The 17,197-nt window shown below is 64.2% G+C and carries 13 protein-coding genes; 4 read left to right on the top strand and 9 right to left on the bottom strand.

What is annotated here, in order from left to right; translation table 11 throughout:
- Positions 1-121 precede the first annotated feature (121 nt).
- The 3 genes from G7026_RS02830 to G7026_RS02820 all read right to left on the bottom strand — a co-directional run bounded on the left by G7026_RS02830 (position 122) and on the right by G7026_RS02820 (position 3,473).
- A complete protein-coding gene (locus G7026_RS02830) occupies positions 122-1,036 on the bottom strand; it encodes an aldose 1-epimerase (RefSeq protein WP_181069178.1) in 915 nt (304 codons plus the stop codon).
- A gap of 87 nt (positions 1,037-1,123) precedes the next feature.
- On the bottom strand, positions 1,124-1,972 hold the full coding sequence (locus tag G7026_RS02825; protein ID WP_181069176.1) for a universal stress protein: 849 nt from the start codon (positions 1,970-1,972) through the stop codon (positions 1,124-1,126).
- A 13-nt stretch (positions 1,973-1,985) separates the two neighbouring features.
- Positions 1,986-3,473: a SulP family inorganic anion transporter gene (locus G7026_RS02820; protein ID WP_181069174.1), complete on the bottom strand. Its 1,488-nt coding sequence runs from the start codon at positions 3,471-3,473 to the stop codon at positions 1,986-1,988.
- 433 nt (positions 3,474-3,906) lie between these two features.
- Here G7026_RS02820 and G7026_RS02815 point away from each other — a divergent pair, with 433 nt between their 5' ends.
- Complete coding sequence (locus G7026_RS02815) at positions 3,907-4,461, top strand: DUF421 domain-containing protein (protein ID WP_181069172.1); 555 nt, start codon at positions 3,907-3,909, stop codon at positions 4,459-4,461.
- On the opposite strand, the gene G7026_RS02810 is transcribed toward G7026_RS02815, so the two are convergent.
- Positions 4,451-8,587, bottom strand: coding sequence for a CheR family methyltransferase (locus G7026_RS02810; RefSeq protein ID WP_181069170.1), 4,137 nt, complete (start codon positions 8,585-8,587; stop codon positions 4,451-4,453). The two genes, G7026_RS02815 and G7026_RS02810, sit on opposite strands and share 11 nt — an antisense overlap.
- A 325-nt stretch (positions 8,588-8,912) precedes the next feature.
- Between G7026_RS02810 and G7026_RS02805 the strand changes: the two genes are divergently transcribed.
- Positions 8,913-10,388, top strand: a complete 1,476-nt coding sequence (locus G7026_RS02805; RefSeq protein WP_181069168.1) for a sensor domain-containing diguanylate cyclase — start codon at positions 8,913-8,915, stop codon at positions 10,386-10,388.
- 79 nt (positions 10,389-10,467) lie between these two features.
- A complete protein-coding gene (ampC, locus tag G7026_RS02800; RefSeq protein WP_181069166.1) occupies positions 10,468-11,667 on the top strand; it encodes a class C beta-lactamase in 1,200 nt (399 codons plus the stop codon).
- On the opposite strand, the gene G7026_RS02795 is transcribed toward ampC, so the two are convergent.
- Together G7026_RS02795 and G7026_RS02790 are read right to left on the bottom strand one after the other, a co-directional pair.
- The gene (locus G7026_RS02795) at positions 11,642-12,025 is read right to left on the bottom strand and encodes a response regulator (RefSeq protein ID WP_181069165.1); all 384 of its coding nucleotides are present in this window, start codon (positions 12,023-12,025) and stop codon (positions 11,642-11,644) included. The two genes, ampC and G7026_RS02795, sit on opposite strands and share 26 nt — an antisense overlap.
- Positions 12,018-13,496, bottom strand: coding sequence for an ATPase domain-containing protein (locus tag G7026_RS02790; RefSeq protein ID WP_181069163.1), 1,479 nt, complete (start codon positions 13,494-13,496; stop codon positions 12,018-12,020). The genes G7026_RS02795 and G7026_RS02790 overlap by 8 nt, the downstream gene beginning before the upstream one ends.
- A 310-nt stretch (positions 13,497-13,806) precedes the next feature.
- On the opposite strand from G7026_RS02790, the gene G7026_RS02785 reads away from it, so the two are divergent.
- Positions 13,807-14,586: a TSUP family transporter gene (locus tag G7026_RS02785; protein ID WP_181069252.1), complete on the top strand. Its 780-nt coding sequence runs from the start codon at positions 13,807-13,809 to the stop codon at positions 14,584-14,586.
- Between the two features lie 4 nt (positions 14,587-14,590).
- On the opposite strand, the gene G7026_RS02780 is transcribed toward G7026_RS02785, so the two are convergent.
- The 3 genes from G7026_RS02780 to G7026_RS02770 are packed head-to-tail and all read right to left on the bottom strand — an operon-like array spanning position 14,591 to position 17,191.
- Positions 14,591-15,319, bottom strand: a complete 729-nt coding sequence (locus tag G7026_RS02780) for a (2Fe-2S) ferredoxin domain-containing protein (protein WP_375138179.1) — start codon at positions 15,317-15,319, stop codon at positions 14,591-14,593.
- Positions 15,320-15,374: 55 nt separating this feature from the next.
- Entirely contained in the window at positions 15,375-16,097 is a 723-nt protein-coding gene (locus G7026_RS02775; protein WP_181069160.1) for a cobalt-precorrin-6A reductase, read from the bottom strand.
- Entirely contained in the window at positions 16,094-17,191 is a 1,098-nt protein-coding gene (locus G7026_RS02770) for a cobalt-precorrin-5B (C(1))-methyltransferase (RefSeq protein WP_181069159.1), read from the bottom strand. Before G7026_RS02770 ends, G7026_RS02775 begins: the two co-directional genes overlap by 4 nt.
- Between the last annotated feature and the right edge of the window lie 6 nt (positions 17,192-17,197).

Below are 17,197 nucleotides of genomic sequence, written 5' to 3'. Positions count from 1 at the left end.
CAACAACGAGTTCGACGAGAACCGCCTGATCTTCAACTACCCGTTGTCGATCCTGTAACACCGCTTCACCCGTTTGCTCCTGTTACGGCATTTCTTTAGCCCGTCCTCGTGACGGGCTTTTTTATGCCGTGCCAGGCGGGGTGCTGATTCGCAGCGTCCAGCTGCGCTGCATCGACTCGCCCGGCGCGAGCCACTCGACGCCATGCGCGACGGGGTCCGGCTGATTGAGTGCATTGTTCAGATGCGACACCGGCTCAACCGCGAAGAAGCCGTTGCTGGCCGGCGGCATGAACACCACCAGATGATCGAGCCCGGCGTCGGCCTCGAGCGCCAGCTCCAGCCCCTGCTGCGGCCAGCGAATACGCGCCTGGCGATTCCAGCCGGCGAAACAGTTGTCCAGGCCGGGCTCGTCGAGCGGCCGCGCCACGCCGAAGTCCCAGGCCGACGGCACCGCGCCGGCCCATGCGGGCAGCTGATCGGCGTCGCCATGCCAGACCTGGTCTGCGACGAACTGGAGCATCACCCCGTCGTGCCGTGGGAAGTAAGGATGCCAACCCAGGCCGGCCGGCATCGGCCTTGCGTCGAGGTTGTGCAGATGCAGCTGCAACCGCAGCGCGTCGCCGTCCAGGTGCAGTCGATGTTCGAGGCGAAAGCTGAAGGGCCAGTCCTCCGCGCCTTCGGCCGCTTCGGCGTGGTGGGTGTATCCCAGCACCAGGCCATCGGGCTGCTGCTCGAGCACCTGCCACTGGCGTTTCCAGACGACGCCATGGATGGGCAGCTCGTGATCGGGCGAGTTTCGCCGCAGGGCGTAGCGCTGCCCGTCGGTAGTGAACTGGCCGCCACCCATGCGGTTGGAATATGGCGCCAGGACGAAACAGCCACTGCGCCGCACGCTGTCGGAACCATCCCAGGGCCGCAGGACATCGAGGCCGGCGAACCGCAGGGCGGTAATGGCGCCGCCGAGCGCCGGGCACAGCGACAGCTGCCAGTCGCCATGCTGCAGATGAAGTTCGGTCAGGGACGAATGTTCAGGCATCGAAGGGGCTCCCGTGTCGAGGGGCAGATGATCGCATCTGTCGATCGACGGATCCCACTTTTTGCTCGGCCTGCATTTATGGCCGCCTCAGCGCAGCAGCAACAGCGGCGTACGGCTGGCACGGATCATCGCGGTGGTGATGCTACCGACGAAGAACTGACGAATGCGCGAATGCCCGTAGGCGCCCATCACCACCAGATCCACACCCTTTTCTTCCTGGTAGGCGTGCAGTGTGGGCTCGACTTCGCCCATGCGGATCGCGAGCTCGACCCTGAAGCCAACGCTACGCAGCCCCTCGCCCGCCGCTTCGAGCTGGGCCCGGTTCTCCGGGGTGTCGGCCTCGACCATCACCAGGTGGATCGGCAGCGAGGCGAACAGCGGGCTCGCCGCGAGCATTGCAACGCCCTTGCGCGCGGTGGTGCTGCCATCGAAGGCCAGCATCACGCTCCTGGGCGCGGTAAAGCTTTCAGTGGTGACCAGGATCGGCCGACTCAGGGTCCGCACCACGCTTTCCAGATTACTGCCGATGTGCTGCCTGAGCATGCCGCTGCCCTCGCCCTGCCTGCCGATCACCAGCAGCCGAAAGTCGTCTTCCAACTCGCGCAACGTTTCGACGAGATCGCCATGGCGCTGGCGCGAACCGGCATACGGGACTGTCTGGCGTATGCGATCGCAGGCCGCTTCGAGCAGTATCCGACCCTGTTCGAGTGCCAGCTTGGCGCGCTTTTCATCGAGCGCGGCGAGTTCTTCGAGCAAGTACTCACGGCTACCCAGGCCAAGGGTGCCGCTCAGGTCGCCGGAGGCGGGATAGCGCCGCTGATCGAGCACGTGAAGGAATGTCAGGGGCGCGCCGAGCGTCCTGCTGGCCCACGCTGCGCAATCGCACACCGCCGCAGCGGAAGGTGAGCCATCGATACAGGCCAGGACGTGGGACATCGCAGGTAGCTCCTCAGTGGCTCATCAGCTTGTCGATCGCGTCGGGCTTGTCCGCCACGCCGAAGCGATCGACGATGGTGGCGCTCGCCTGGTTCAGACCCAGTACTTCGACCACAGTGCCCTCACGCCTGAGCTTGAGCACCACCTTGTCCAGCGCACCGACGGCAGTGATGTCCCAGAAGTGAGCGCGGCTGAGATCGATGATCACCTTGTCCAGCGCCTCCCTGAAATCGAATCCCGCCGTGAACCTGTCGGCCGACGCGAAGAACACCTGGCCGACCACGCGGTAGGTCCGCGTATCGCTGGCGGCGTCCCGTTCGGAGGTCACGTCCAGGTAGTGGGCGATCTTGTTGGCGAAGAACATGGCCGCCAGCAGGACCCCGACCAACACACCGTAGGCCAGGTTGTGGGTAAAGACCACTACCACGACCGTGGCCACCATGACGATGTTGGTCGAAAGCGGGTACTGTTTGAGGTTGCGCACCGAGTCCCAGCTGAAGGTGCCGATCGACACCATGATCATCACGGCCACCAGCGCCGCCATTGGGATCTGGCTGACCCAGTCGCTCAGGAACACCACCATCAGCAGCAGGACCACGCCCGCGATCAGGGTCGAGAGCCGCGTACGCCCGCCGGATTTCACATTGATCACCGACTGACCGATCATTGCGCAACCCGCCATACCGCCGAACAGGCCGGAGACGATGTTCGCCACGCCCTGCCCTTTGCACTCGCGGTTCTTGTCGCTGGAGGTATCGGTCAGGTCATCGATGATGGTCGCGGTCATCATCGACTCCAGCAGGCCGACCACCGCGAGCGCGGCCGAATACGGCAGCACGATCAGCAGGGTTTCCAGATTGAGCGGTACCTGCGGCCAGAGGAAGACCGGCAGGGTATCGGGCAACTCGCCCATGTCGCCGACCGTGCGGATATCCAGCCCCAGGTAGATCGCCACTGCCGTGAGCGTCAGGATGCAGACCAGCGGTGAAGGGATGACCTTGCCGACCTTCGGTACATAGGGAAACAGGTAAATGATGCCAAGGCCCGCGGCGGTCATGGCGTAGACATGCCAGGTCACGCCGGTCAGCTCCGGCAGCTGGGCCATGAAAATCAGGATCGCCAGGGCGTTGACGAAGCCGGTCACCACCGAGCGCGAGACGAAGCGCATCAACGACCCCAGGCGCAGGTAGCCGGCGCCGATCTGGAACAGACCGCAGAGCAGCGTCGCCGCCAGCAGGTACTGCAAGCCGTGCTCGCGCACCAGCGTCACCATCAACAGTGCCATCGCCCCGGTGGCAGCGGAAATCATTCCCGGACGGCCGCCGACGAAGGCGATGACCACCGCGATGCAGAACGAGGCATAGAGCCCGACTCGTGGGTCGACCCCGGCGATGATGGAGAAGGCAATCGCCTCGGGAATCAGCGCAAGCGCGACCACCAGCCCGGCGAGCACGTCGCCGCGCAGATTGGAAAACCAGGTTTGTCGAATCGAAGAAAGCATTGGTATATCCAGAACGAAGGCATCGCCGCCGAAGCGCGGCGGGCAGATGCGAGGGCTGAGCTGAACAGGCTGCGGGACGGCAAAAAGCGCGTACACCGCCGGAGGCGGCCGGCGCAGATACAGCGGCGTCCGCGCGATGACGCGGGGGCATAGCGCTATGGCGGACTGGGCTGCCAAATGGTGATCATGCGGGAAGCCACGCTGTAGGAAATCGTCTCGGTCGTTAGACCTGGCGATTCTAGCCGATCGACCCTGGCGTCGCGACCGGTCAGGCGGGACCCGGTCAGCCGATCGCGTGGCGACGGTCCGGATCTGGGCTATCCGGCTGAACTTCATAGGCGCGTCTGTTTCGGATCTCAGGTGCGCCGCGCGGACACGTCTGCTCTCGCCCCGCCCATGGCTTGATGCAACACGACTAGCAAGGAAACCCAGCGTGGACCAGATGTTCTTCAATCATGCCGAAGCCCTGTTGCGCACCCTGATCGTCGGGGTACTCGCCTACATCAGCCTGGTCGCCCTGTTACGCATCTCCGGTCGCCGCACGCTATCGAAGATGAACGCCTTCGACATGGTCGTCACGGTCGCCCTGGGCTCCACCCTGGCGACCGTCCTGCTCAACAAGGACGTGAGCCTCGCCCAAGGCGTACTCGGGTTCGCAACGCTCATTGGCTTGCAGTACCTAGTGACCTGGACCAGCGTTCGCCTCGACTGGGTGCGCAGGGTGGTCACCGGCGAGCCGGCGCTGTTGTTCTACCGTGGCCGCATGCTGCCCGATGCCTTGCGCAAGGCGCGGGTCGCCGAGAACGAAGTACGCGCCGCGGTGCGCGGCTCCGGCCATGCAGCGTTGGACGAGATCGAGGCCGTCATCCTCGAAACCGACGGCTCGTTCAGCGTCGTGGCCCATGCCGCAGCCAGCGGGCCGTCGAGCCTGCAGGACGTCAGCATGCCTGGCTCCGACAGCACGGACCGGCGCCAGCCTAGCAAGTAGCCTTCTGGATGACCTGGATCAGCGTATCCAGATCGACCGGCTTGCGCAGGTGAGTGCTGTAGCCTGCAGCCTTGGCTTTTTCGACATCTTGCAAGGTGCCATAGCCGCTCAGGGCGATGCCAGGGGTCGCGGCATTGACGCCGCCCTCGCGTATCGCACGCATCAGCTGGTGGCCATCGAGGCGCGGCATGCCGATATCCGAAACGATCAGGTCGAAACGGGTCTGTTCGGCCAACGCCAGACCTTCTTCGCCACCCGGTGCCGTGGTGACCTGAGCCCCCTCGCTCTCGAGCAGCATCTCCAGGGTTTCGAGGATGTCTTTCGAATCGTCGACCAGGAGGATGTTCAACCCGCTCAGAGCGCCCATACGCTGCGAACCCTGAGCGGCGTCGAGCTCGATTTCGGTCTGCAGGCAGATCGGCAGCCAGACACTGAAACGGGCGCCGCGACCGATACCTTCGGAATAGGCCTCGATCCGCCCGCCATGGGCTTCGACGAGCTGCTTGACCAGGGCCAGGCCGATACCCAGACCATGCTTGGCACGCTGCGCATGCTGCATCTCGGCCTGGCCGAACATGTCGAACACCTTGGGCAGGAAGTCCTCGGTCATGCCCTGCCCGCTGTCCACCACGTCCAGCCGTGCCATGTCCCCCTCGCGGGCCAGCGCTAGCCGGATCAACCCGCCCGACGGCGTGAACTTCCAGGAGTTGTTCAGCAGGTTCCAGACAATCTGCTCGAGGCGCGTGGGATCGGCTTTGACATACAGCGACTGCTCGAACTTGACGACCTCGAACGTCAGTCCTTCACCATCGGCCAACGGCTGGAATACCGTCTCGATACGCGACAGCAGCGCCTGCAGGTGCACCGTATCCATGCTCAGCCGCAGTTTGCCGGTGCGGATGCGCGAGACATCCATCAGATCATCGATGATCCTGGACTGGCTCCGCACCGCGCTCTGGATCGACTGCACCGCCTTGACCAGCGCGGGCGCGTTGCGCACCAGCGGCGAGCGGGCGATCAGATCGCTGTTGAGCTGCACCAGATTAAGCGGGTGTTTGAGCTCGTGGGAAAGCACCGCGAAGAACTGATCCTTCTGCAGGCTAGAGGCCTGAATGGTTTGCAGCTCGTTTTCCTGCTGCGCCGACCGCTGGCGCTGCTCGGTGATATCGCGGGCGATCTTGGCGAAACCGATCGGATTGCCATCGATCAATGGATTGACCAGCCCGGTGCAGAAGATCCGCACCCCATCCTTGCGCAGGTGCCAGCGTTCATCGGCGGTCTGCCCATCGCGCAGCGCATCCTGACGCTCCTGCTCGGGTCGCCCTTGCTGGATATCTTCCTCGGTGAACAGAATATCGATCGACTGGCCGACCGCTTCCTGTTCCGTGTAGCCGAAAATGGCTTCGGCACCGGTATTCCAGGTGGTGATCACGCCAGCGCAATCCTGGGTGATGATCGCGTATCCCCGGGTGCTCTGTGCCAGCAGCTTCATGTGCGCTTCGCCAGCGCGTATGCGCTCTTCGGCCTTGCGTCGTGCGGTGATGTCGAGAAATGCCAGCACGGCGCCCTGGATACGGTCGTCCACCGTGCGATAAGGCAGCAGCCGCGCCAAATACCAGCGGCCGTCCTGGCTGGCCACCTCGCGCTCGACCAGACGCAGTTCCTCGAACGCCTCGGATGCGTCGTTGGTGAGCTGCGGATAGTCGAGCCGATGGGTGATGTCGAGCAGCGAGCGCCCGGTGTCGTTGCCGATCACGTTGAAGATGTCGCGTGCACGTGGGGTGAACCACTTGATGCGCATCTCCCGATCGACAAACACGGTGGCGATGTCGGTGGAGGTGATCAGATTCTGCAAGTCATCGTTGATCTTGCTGGTTTCGTCGACCTTGGTCTTGAGCTCGGCATTCACCGTAATCAGCTCTTCGTTGATCGACTGCAGCTCTTCCTTGCTGGTTTCCAACTCCTCGGTGGCCGAGCGCAGCTCCTCGTTGATCGCCTGCAGCTCCTCGTTGGAGGCTCGCAGTTCCTCGGTGGAGGTCTCCGAATGCTCCACGGTGACCTGCAACTGTTCCTTGGTGCGCTGCAGCTCGCTTTCCAGCTGGGTCAGGACATTGTCCTTGGCGGCGCCTTGGGCGCTCTCGTCGCCGTCACCCATGACGTCCTCGACTTCGTCGAAGAGCACCAGCATGAAGTCGTTGCCGGCCTCGTCGTCGCGGAAGGGACGCACCACCATGTTCACGTAGTAGGTGCGCCCTTCCCGTTCCAGCCGCACGCGCCTGGCCTCGACGCTCTTCCCTGTGTGCACGGCCTGATACAGCGCGGTGCGTAACTCCAGCCGCAACTCGGGCAGCACCAATGCCGGGAGATTGAGCGACGGCTCGCCGCCGATATAGCGCAGGAAGCGACCGGCGCGGTCGGACATGTGCACGATTTCGGCTTCGTAATTGACCACCACGCTCGGCGGCGCGTACTGCTCGAGCACGCGCTGATGCACGTCGGCGAAGGAGAAGCGCTTGCGCCGATTGCGCGGTTCCTTGACCAGCGGCGCCGGCGCACTGCTCGGCATCCCTTGCATGGTGGTGATGGGCGAGCGTCGCAGGCTGGAGGCTACATCACGGGCACGGTAGATGCGGTTCTTCTTGTCCACAGGAGTGAACAGGTGGGAACAGGCATCGGCCGTCTCGGAGCTGCCGAGGAACAGGTAGCCACCCGGATTCAGGGCGAAGTGGAAAATGCGCAGCACTTCGCTCTGAATGTCCCGATCGAGATAGATCAGCAGGTTGCGGCAGGTGATCAGGTCAAGTCGGGAGAATGGCGGGTCACGTAGCAGGTTGTGGCGGGCGAACAGCACCTTCTCGCGCAATTCCTTTTTCAGGCGGCAATGATTGCCTTCCTTGACGAAGAACTGGCGCATCCGCGCAGGAGGCACGTCGGTCATGATCGCTTCGGGGTAGAGACTCGAGCGAGCAATTTCCAGGGCACGCTCGTCGATGTCGGTGGCGAACACGTGCAGCGTGGCGTCGCTGTTCTTCAGGTGCGCCTGCTCGCTCAGCAACATAGCAAGCGAATAGGCCTCTTCGCCGGTCGAGCAGGCGGCGGACCAGATACGCACCTCGCGCTCCTCCGGATCCCGAGCCGTCACCCGATCGAACAGGTCGGGCATGACGTCGCGCTCTAGCGCTTCGAAGGCTTCACGGTCGCGAAAGAAGTTGGTCACCCCGATCAGCATGTCGTCGAGCAACGCCGGCGTTTCATCGACGTTCTCGTGCAGGAAGGTCGCGTAGGCGGGCATGTCGCGGACGGCGTTGACCTGCATGCGGCGCTCGATCCGGCGCAGCACGGTCGCCTGTTTGTAGTGCCGGAAGTCATGTCCGGTTCGGGTACGCAACAGGGTGAGGATGTCGCGCAGCGCAAGATCGATGCTTTTCGCCAACGGACGGTCGCCGGCCTGTTCTTCCTTGATCTCCGCTTCGGGCGTGAGCAGAGATGGCACCTTCAAGTGCTTGAGGTTGGAGGACAGCTCGATCAGCCGCTGCGGCATGTCCACCACCGGTAGCACGATGTCCACCTTACCGGTCTCGATGGCGCTGCGCGGCATGGAATCGTATTCGGCATCGTCGGGCGACTGGGCCATGGTGATGCCGCCCTGTTCCTTGATACGCGCCAGCCCTACCGAACCGTCGGAGCCGGTACCGGACAACACGATGCCGATGGCATGGGTGTGGTGGACGTCGGCCAATGTGCGGAAGAACAGGTCGATTGCGACTTGCGGCCCGCGTTCGCGGGTCGGCTCCACCAGGCGCAGATAACCGTCGTTCATCAGCAGGTCGCTAGCCGGCGGAATCACGTAGATATGGTTGGGCTCGATGGGTACCGGCTTGGTCACCTGGCTGACCGGCATATTGGTAACGGTCTGCAGGATGCGGTCTGCCGTGCTTTCGTGTTTCGGCGACAGGTGCATGATCACGACGAAGGCCATGCCGCAATCGCTAGGCAGGTTTTCGAAGAAGGACATCAGTACTTTGAGCCCACCGGCGGAGGCCCCTATGCCGACCACCGGGAACTTCAGATCGCTGCGCACGGAGGAAGGCTTTTGGTTGGCGGAGAGCTCTACGGAGTCGCTCATCGGGTTCCTCAGAAGGTCGGTGGCCTTCGCGTCAGCGTAATTTTAATTCGGACAATACAGCAGTCGATGAGGTGGAATACGCTTTGGCCGAGCAGCGGCACGCCAAATGGACCAATGATAGGCGCGGCATACCGCTCATCGGAAATAAAAACCAGAGATGGCCCTTTGCCGACGTAAAGCCTCCCGATGTTGTCGATACCCCCAGGCCGATACCGGGCGCACGTACGAAACAATCGACGAGGCTTCGGCGCTTCATTCGCCCCTAGTTCCGACTTCCGCTGGCGTCTTTCGTCCGCGGAGACGACATGAGCAGACGTCTTCATCTATGCCGCTATCAACGCCGGGCCGCCTGTCCCGCACTCTGTTCCTGACCTTGTTGCTGCTGCTCGGCACCGGGTTCGTCATCACGTCGCTGCTGAGCTATCACACGTCGCGCACGACGATTCGCAACACCATCGTCAACACCGAACTGCCACTGACCTCCGACACGGTCTATTCGGAGATCCAGAAGGATCTGGTACGACCGATCCTGCTCTCATCGATGATGGCGCGCGACACCTTCGTGCGCGACTGGGTACTCGGCGGTGAGCGCAACAGTGATCAAATGACCCGCTACCTGGCGGAAATCAAGGAGCAGTACGGCGCGTACACCACCTTTTTCGTCTCCGAGAACAGCCGCACCTATTATCAGGCGCAGGGCGTGCTCAAAAAGATTGATGAAGCCGAACCACGTGATGAGTGGTATTTCCGCATCCGCGCCTCGAGCGCCCCATACGAGATCGAAGCCGATGTCGACCTGGCCAACCAGGACCGCCTGACCTTCTTCATCAACTACCGGGTGCTGGATTACGAGAACAACTTCATCGGCGTTACCGGCGTTGGCCTGAGCGTCGAAGCTGCGGTGAAGATCATCGACGATTATCAGCAGCGCTATGCGCGCGCGATCTATTTCGTCGATAAAAACGGCATTGTCACCCTGACGGGCAACAACACGTCACCGGGGACGCTCCGCACCGGGCAGTCGCTGGCCGAGCTGCCGGGGCTGTCGCAGTTGATGGAGCAGCTTTTACCCGGCGAAAGTGCGACCTTCGAATACGAACGCGACAATCGATCGCACTTCGTCAATGTGCGCTACCTTCCCGAGCTCGAGTGGTATCTGTTCGTCGACAAGCAGCAAGACGACATGCTCGAGGGCATCCGCCACGCACTGCTGGCGAACCTCGTCGTCTGCCTGTTGGTGATCGCTCTGGTGATGATTCTGGTGGGCAAGGTGCTACAACGTTACCAGGCACGCATCACCTCCCTCGCCTCCACCGACCTGCTGACCGAACTGCCCAATCGGCGTGGCTTCGAGCTGCTCGCCGGACAGGCGCTGCAGGAAGCGCGTCGTGACCAGAGCCCGCTGACCACCTTGCTGATCGATCTGGACCACTTCAAGCAGCTCAACGACACCCATGGCCATCTCGCGGGGGACGAGGTACTGCGCCGATTCGCCGCCGACCTGCGCGGCCACCTGCGCCAATCCGACATCCTCTGCCGCTGGGGCGGCGAGGAGTTCATCGTGCTGTTCAAGAACACCGACGCCGCCACCGGCCAGGGGCTGGGCGAGAGGATCCGCGCCTTCGCCGAATCGCGCCACTACACCTTCGCCGAGCAGGACATCACCATGACCGTAAGCGTGGGGATGACCCTGCTGCACGCCAACGATTCCCTGGACAGCCTGATCGGGCGGGCTGATCGCGCGCTGTATCGCGCCAAGCAATCGGGTCGTAATCGTCTGTGCGTTGAGAACGAGGCCTAGCGAGGAGGCGCTCGTACGCGCAATTGCCGCGCCAAAACGGCATCATTGCCCGCTTCACGACAGACGAGGATCGACCCGCATGCACCCGCTTGCCCGAGTTAGTGCCCGCGCCTTCCTGACCTGCGGTTTGACGATCGGCTTCGCGCTGGCCGATGAACCGCCACTGGCCACCCAGATCGAACAGCAGGCCCGCGCCGCCATGGCGCAGCACGGTATTGACGGCCTGGCGATCGCAATCACGGTCGACGGTCGACGGCAGTACCATCACTACGGCGTCGCATCACGAGAAACGGCCCAACCGGTAACGGAGAACACGCTGTTCGAGGTCGGCTCGGTGAGCAAGGTTTTCACCGCCACGCTGGCCGCCTATGCCCAGGCACAAGGGCGTCTGTCTCTCGATGACAAGATCACGACCCACCTGCCCCAACTGCGCGGCAGCGCCTTCGATGACGTCAGCCTGCTCGAGCTGGCGACCCATACCAACGGAGGGCTGCCACTGCAGCTGCCCGACGAGGTCGACAGTGAAGAGGCGCTCTTGGCGTATTTCAGAACATGGCGGCCGGCCCATGCGCCCGGCAGCCAGCGTACCTATGGCAACCCGGGGATGGGCCTGCTCGGCATGGCCACCGCGGCGAGCCTGGACGAGCCTTACGCCCAGGCGTTGGAACAGCGCCTGCTGCCGGCACTCGGCATGGCCGACAGTTATCTTCAGGTTCCGGCTGTCGCGCAGCCCCGCTACGCCCAAGGTTATAACCGGGACGATGAGCCGGTCAGGCTCAACCCCGGTCTGCTGGGCGACGAAGCCTATGGAGTCAAATCCACCAGCAGAGACCTGCTTCGCCTGGTCGAAGTGAATCTGGGTATCGCCCACGTGGATGACGACCTTCGGCGAGCCATTGCCCGGACCCACACCGGCTATTTCGCGGTAGGCCCGATGACGCAGGATCTGGTCTGGGAACAATACCCGTACCCGGTCGCGCTGGATGCACTGCTGGAGGGCAATTCCAGCACCATGGCCTACCAGAGCAATCCGGCCAGACGCCTTGACCCGCCACAGGCAGCGCGAGAGCAGGTCTGGCTCAACAAGACCGGCTCGACCAATGGTTTCGGTGCCTATGTGGCACTGGTGCCCTCGGAAAAAATTGGGCTGGTGCTGCTGGCCAACAGGAACTTCCCGATCGAGGCGCGAATACGTCTGGCGCACGGCATCATCGAGGCGTTGCTACGGACGCGCCTGACTGAGCCCGAGGCGATCAGCACAGCTCGATCAGCTCGTTGACGGCCTTGAGGATTGTATCGAGGCTGGCGCCCTTGGCCAGGAATCGGTCAGCCAGACTTTGGGTGACCAATTCCACCGGCAGCGCCGCACTCATCAGCATGATGGGAATCGTGTCGTAGGCCGCTTCGGCGCGAATCGCCCGAATCATCTCGGCGCCATTCATCTCCGGCATCATGTAGTCGGTGATGATCAACTCCGGACGCTGCTGGGCCAGCAGCTTGAGGCCCTCGCGCCCGTTCGCGGCGACCACGACTTCGAAGCCCTCATCCTCGAGCATGAAGGTCATCAGCTTGGCGAGCCCCGGCTCGTCCTCCACCAGAAGGACCAGCGGGGGACTCGCGATCCCTGAGTCACGCATCGTCAGCCCTCTCCCTGGGCTGACGATGCGGGCGCCCGATAAGAATGCCCTCGGTCCGCTTCATCGGCTCCCCAATCTGAACGCCGTCAGCGCCCACCGAAAACTCGAACACCCGTGGTTCGAAACCGCTTTCCCGCATTTTAATGACAGCTAATGTACGGTGCAGCGTCGATTCCAGCTCCGCATAGCGCAGCAGCAGGATATTTTCGGAGATCGCGGAAATGGCCGAATAACGAAAGCCAGGCTTGCTGTCGATCATGTCGTGCAGCTCGGCGGTCAGGAATGTAGTAACCCCTTCGGCGCGAAGAATGCTGGTCAGTGCGGTGAGGAATCGACCCAGTCGCGTTGTGTGCACCGCCGACTGCTCGAGCCCATCGATGCCGTCGAAGAACAGCCGGCGCACGTCCTTGCGACGCACCGCTTCGAGTAGCCGCTCGGCCAGCTCATCGATGGTCTGTTCGGTTGGCGGGCAGTTGATGACCTCCACCGCACCTGCCTCCATCAGCGAGGCGAGATCAAGCCCCAGTCCGGCCGCCCGACGCGTCAGCCGCCGCGTTTCTTCATGAAAGCTGAAGATCAGCCCGGGCTCATCGACCGTGCTCTGGCAGACGAAGCTCAGCCCCAGGCTGGTCTTTCCCACCCCAGTCGGCCCGGCCAGCAGGGTCATAGAGGAATAGGGGATGCCGCCGCCGATCATTATGTCCAGGCGCTCGATACCGGTACTCAGGCGCAGCTCGTGCATCTCCGGCGCCAACGCATCGCCCGCCACGGCCTCCAGCCGTGGAAAGACACGGAAGCCGTCGCTGCCGATACGGGTCATGTGGCGACCGTGCACGAAGCCGCTGCCACGGAATTTACGTACCCGCAGGTAACGGTAGGTGCGATATCCCTCTTCGGCGCTGAGCAGCTCGATCCAGCCGTCGACCATGGTGAATTCCGGGCTGCCGGAAAGGCGCTGACTGTTGGTCAGAAGCAGCACGGTGCAGCCGGCCACATCGGCGAATACCGATACATCATTGACGAATTCGCGGAAGGTCCGCTCCGACTCGCCGTTCTCTTCGAGGGCAAACAGTCCGTCGATGACGATCAGCGATGCACGCTGGCGTTTGCTGTTGCGGGTGAGGAATCGCAGGATGCCTTCCAGACCATCTTTGCGCAGGGTATCGAAGGCGCTTTCGTAATAGACGTTGTCGCCGACCTGGCTGCTGTCCATGAAATCCATCTTGCGCAGATGGCGCAGCAGGCGGTGGTGGGTTTCGGCGAGCAAGGTCACATACAGCGAGCGCTGGCCGCGTTTGGCCCAGCTGAAGCAGATCTGGTTGGCGAGAATGGTCTTCCCCTCGCCTGGGCCGCCCTGAACGATATATACCGCGCGCGGCAGGAGCCCACCGTTGAGTACCTGATCCAGACCGGGCACCCCAGTCGGGACGTGTTGCAGGTCCAGTTCCTCGTCTCGCTCGATTTCTGTCACAGGGTTGTCCGTAGGTCGGTTGCGGTTTCGGCCGAGTCTAACAACCCTTGCCCCGTCTCGTCCTCCCGCCTCAATCCGCTTATTGCAGAGCGGCGCGGGCAATCTAGACGCATCGTCGAGCCGGCGATCGATCCCTTCTGGCAGCGAATCGGGCAGCGGTCGTTGGCAGGCCTGTTACGGCCTTTAAATTGCAACGAGTCTCATTTATCGGAGAATTTTTTATTGGTCAATCATGGATCGCTCATCCAAGAGGCTTATCATCGCCGGCTTCGTCACATCCCACCGACCTGCCCCAGAGCTGCCCATGCCACTGCCGATGGACCTGGCGATAGATCCCGCCATCCTGCTTGCCCTTGCCTGCGTCGCCTTTCTCGCCGGATTCATCGATGCCATCGCCGGTGGCGGCGGCCTGTTGACCGTACCCGCCCTACTCACCGCCGGCCTGCCGCCCCATCTCGTGCTGGGTACCAACAAGCTCAGCTCGACCTTCGGTGCCGCGACCGCCAGCTACACCTTTTATCGCCGCAAGCTGTTCGATCCCAGGCAATGGCGCAACGGCCTCATCGCCACGCTGATCGGGGCGCTGATCGGCGCCGTCATCGCCCATTGGCTGCCGGCCGAGTGGCTGAACAAGATGCTGCCGGTGGTGGTGTTCGGCTGTGGCCTCTACCTGTTGTTCGGCAAGACGCCGGACGTCCCACTGAACGCCGATGCACCTATCCCGCGCCGTCGGCAATGGCCCCAAGGCCTTGGGCTGGGGTTCTACGATGGCGTGGCCGGCCCCGGTACCGGGGCCTTCTGGACGGTCAGCAGCCTGCTGATGTATCCATTGGACCTGGTGCGTGCCAGCGGCGTGGCCCGCAGCATGAACTTCGTCAGCAATGCCGCCGCGCTGGTGGTGTTCATCGCCTTCGGCCAGGTGCAGTGGGTGCTCGGGCTTTGCATGGGCGCTTCGCTGATGGCCGGCGCCTACCTGGGCGCCCACACGGCGATTCGTGGCGGCTCGCGCTTCATTCGCCCGGTATTCATCTGTGTGGTGTTGGCGCTCACCGCGCGGCTGGTCTGGCAGCACTGGCTCGGCGCGGCCTGAGCCCTCAGTCGGCCGGAGGCTCCATCAGCAGCTCCGGCACCGGGCGCCCGGCAATCAGTTGCTCCTCGACCAGCCGGATCACCGCGGCCTCGTCCGGCACCCGGTACCAGGCGCCCGGCGGATAGACGCTGAGCGTGGGCCCCAGGTCGCAGGGAAACTGACAGTGCGTGCGGGTGATATGCACCCCTTCGGCGCCCTCGAGGCGGCCGGCCGCTACCAATTGCTGGCGCAACATCTTCCACAACGGCAACGCGCCGCGCCGGGTACAACGCGGCCCGTTGCACAGCAGCACGCGGTAGCGATGCGGCGGAATGCGCGACCAGTCGTGCTTGTCGGCCAGCGCCGGGATGACCTCGCAGCCCAGATGGCGCTCGCGCATGGCAATCAGCGCGGCCAGTCCCGCCTCGTCGCGCTCCGCGCCTTGCGCCGCGACGAACAACCGTTGCGGTGCACCCAGCCGGGCCAGCTCACTGCGCAGCCAGTCGAGGTAGGGGCCCGAGCTCTGCGGCTCCATGTCCACCAGCAACAGCGCCCCTTCGTCGGTCTCCAGCGCCTGCCCGACCCGTCGCCAGAGCCCGTCGAAACCCTCGGTGGTATCGACGACGTCGGCCAGCGCCGCTTCGCCGCGCAGCGCTACCAGTTGCCGCTGGAACAGCTCGGCCAACGAGCCGTGCGACAGATCAGGACCTACGAACAGCACGCGGGAATAGAACGAAGCATTATCGACAACCATGTGCATGCTCGAGGCCGGAGGGCGTGACAGTCTACCCGAGCGTCCAGACGACCTGTCAGAGCAAAGGGTCCAGCGCCTGCCACAGCGCATCGACATCGCTGAAGACGCGGTCGACCGGCGCCAGCGCCGGGCGCGCCAGGATGAGTACCGGCAGCACGCGCTCGCGGGCGACCTGCAGCTTGGGCTCGGTGGCCGCCCCGCCGCTGTTCTTGCTGATCAGCACGTCGAAGCCGCCAATCTCGAACAGCGCCCGCTCCTCTTCCAGCCTGAATGGGCCGCGCGCGGCGAGCACGCGCGCGCGCTCGTTGCCCGGATGAGGATCGAGCATGCGCAGCGTCCAGAACTGCCCATCCGGAATCGACTCCAGATGCCCGAGCGCCTCGCGACCAAGAGTGAAGAAGGGCCGTTTGAAGCCCGCCAGCGCCTGGCTCAGCGCATGCCAATCGGCGACTTCGCGCCAATCGTCACCGGCGCCCGCCTGCCAGCCCGGCCGACGCAGCGCCCAGCACGGGACGCCGACATGCCGAGCGGCCTGGGCCGCGTTGGCGCTGATCTGCGCGGCGTAGGGATGGGTCACGTCGAGTAGGAGGCCGATGTCCTCGCGGCGCAGGTACTCGGCGAGCCCCTCGGCTCCGCCGAAACCGCCAACCCGCACCTCGCAGCGCAGGTCGTCCGGCACCCGGCCCAGCCCCGCCAGGCTGTACACATGCTGCGGCCCGAGGCGCCGGGCGATGGCCAGCGCATCGCCGACCCCGCCGAGCAGCAGGATGCGGCTCATTCGTCCGCTCCGGCCTGGCCGACGAGATTGCCCTGGCGGTCGATCGCGAACACCTCCAGGCACACCTCTGGCGGGACGATGCCGCGGGCGAACCGCAGCGCGTGGCGACAGACCTCGTCCCCCAGGGCGACGCCCTGCGCCGCCGCCAGCGCGAGCGCCTGCTGGCTGGTATTGGCCTCGCGCATGGCCTGCTGCAGCGCCTCGTCGGCACCGAGCCCCGCGGCCCAGCCGGCCAGCTGCGGCAGGTCGATACTGGAATGGCGGCTGTGCAGGTCCAGATGGCCGGCCGCCAGCTTGCTGATCTTGCCGAAGCCGCCACAGAGACTGAGCCGGGCCACCGGCGCCTTGCGCAGGTGCTTGAGCACGGCGCCGGCGAAGTCGCCCATCTCGATCAGCGCGGTGTCGTCCAGGCCGTAGCGCCAGCGCATGGCGTCTTCGCTGGCGTTGCCGGTGCAGGCCGCCAGGTGGGTGAAGCCGTTGGCGCGGGCAACATCGATACCCTGGTGGATCGAGGCGATGTAGGCCGCACAGGAGAAAGGCCGCACGATGCCCGTGGTGCCGAGGATCGACAGCCCACCGAGAATCCCGAGCCGCGGGTTCATCGTCTTGAGCGCCAGCTCCGCGCCGCCCTCGACGCCGATGGCGACCTCGAAGCCCCCGGTATAGCCAGATTCCAGGGCCAGCTGTTCGAGGTGGCCGCCGATCATCTGCCGCGGTACCGGGTTGATCGCCGGCTCGCCGACCGCCAGCACCAGTCCGGGCCGGGTCACGGTGCCGACGCCGGGGCCGGCGAGAAAACGCACGCCGGGCTGCGGGACCAGCCGCACCCGGGCGAACACCAGCGCGCCGTGGGTGACGTCCGGGTCGTCGCCGGCATCCTTCAGCGTGCCGGCCTCGGCGCCGTCTTCCCAGGCCCGGCAGAACGCCAGGCGCATCAGCACGCCCTGCCCTCGCGGCAGCACGATCCGTACCGCATCGGAGGCCACGCCCTGCAACAACAGCCGCGCCGCCGCGAGGCTGGTGGCGGTGGCGCAACTGCCGGTGGTGTAGCCGCTGCGCAGCGGTGCCGGCTTTTCGGGCGTTTCCTCACGCATGGTCGG

The sequence above is a fragment of the Stutzerimonas azotifigens genome, from assembly GCF_013522725.1.
GTDB classification, from domain to species: domain Bacteria; phylum Pseudomonadota; class Gammaproteobacteria; order Pseudomonadales; family Pseudomonadaceae; genus Stutzerimonas; species Stutzerimonas azotifigens_A.
The sequence above is the reverse complement of the archived record's forward strand: the minus strand, read 5'-3'. Positions and strand labels throughout refer to the sequence as shown.

Bases quoted from the DNA above. Each gene is read 5' to 3' on its own strand.
- G7026_RS02830 (WP_181069178.1), bottom strand. From the start codon at position 1,036: ATGCCTGAACATTCGTCCCTGACCGAACTTCATCTGCAGCATGGCGAC.
- G7026_RS02825 (WP_181069176.1), bottom strand. From the start codon at position 1,972: ATGTCCCACGTCCTGGCCTGTATCGATGGCTCACCTTCCGCTGCGGCG.
- G7026_RS02820 (WP_181069174.1), bottom strand. From the start codon at position 3,473: ATGCTTTCTTCGATTCGACAAACCTGGTTTTCCAATCTGCGCGGCGAC.
- G7026_RS02810 (WP_181069170.1), bottom strand. From the start codon at position 8,587: ATGAGCGACTCCGTAGAGCTCTCCGCCAACCAAAAGCCTTCCTCCGTG.
- G7026_RS02805 (WP_181069168.1), top strand. From the start codon at position 8,913: ATGCCGCTATCAACGCCGGGCCGCCTGTCCCGCACTCTGTTCCTGACC.
- ampC (WP_181069166.1), top strand. From the start codon at position 10,468: ATGCACCCGCTTGCCCGAGTTAGTGCCCGCGCCTTCCTGACCTGCGGT.
- G7026_RS02795 (WP_181069165.1), bottom strand. From the start codon at position 12,025: ATGCGTGACTCAGGGATCGCGAGTCCCCCGCTGGTCCTTCTGGTGGAG.
- G7026_RS02780 (WP_375138179.1), bottom strand. From the start codon at position 15,319: ATGGTTGTCGATAATGCTTCGTTCTATTCCCGCGTGCTGTTCGTAGGT.
- G7026_RS02775 (WP_181069160.1), bottom strand. From the start codon at position 16,097: ATGAGCCGCATCCTGCTGCTCGGCGGGGTCGGCGATGCGCTGGCCATC.
- G7026_RS02770 (WP_181069159.1), bottom strand. From the start codon at position 17,191: ATGCGTGAGGAAACGCCCGAAAAGCCGGCACCGCTGCGCAGCGGCTAC.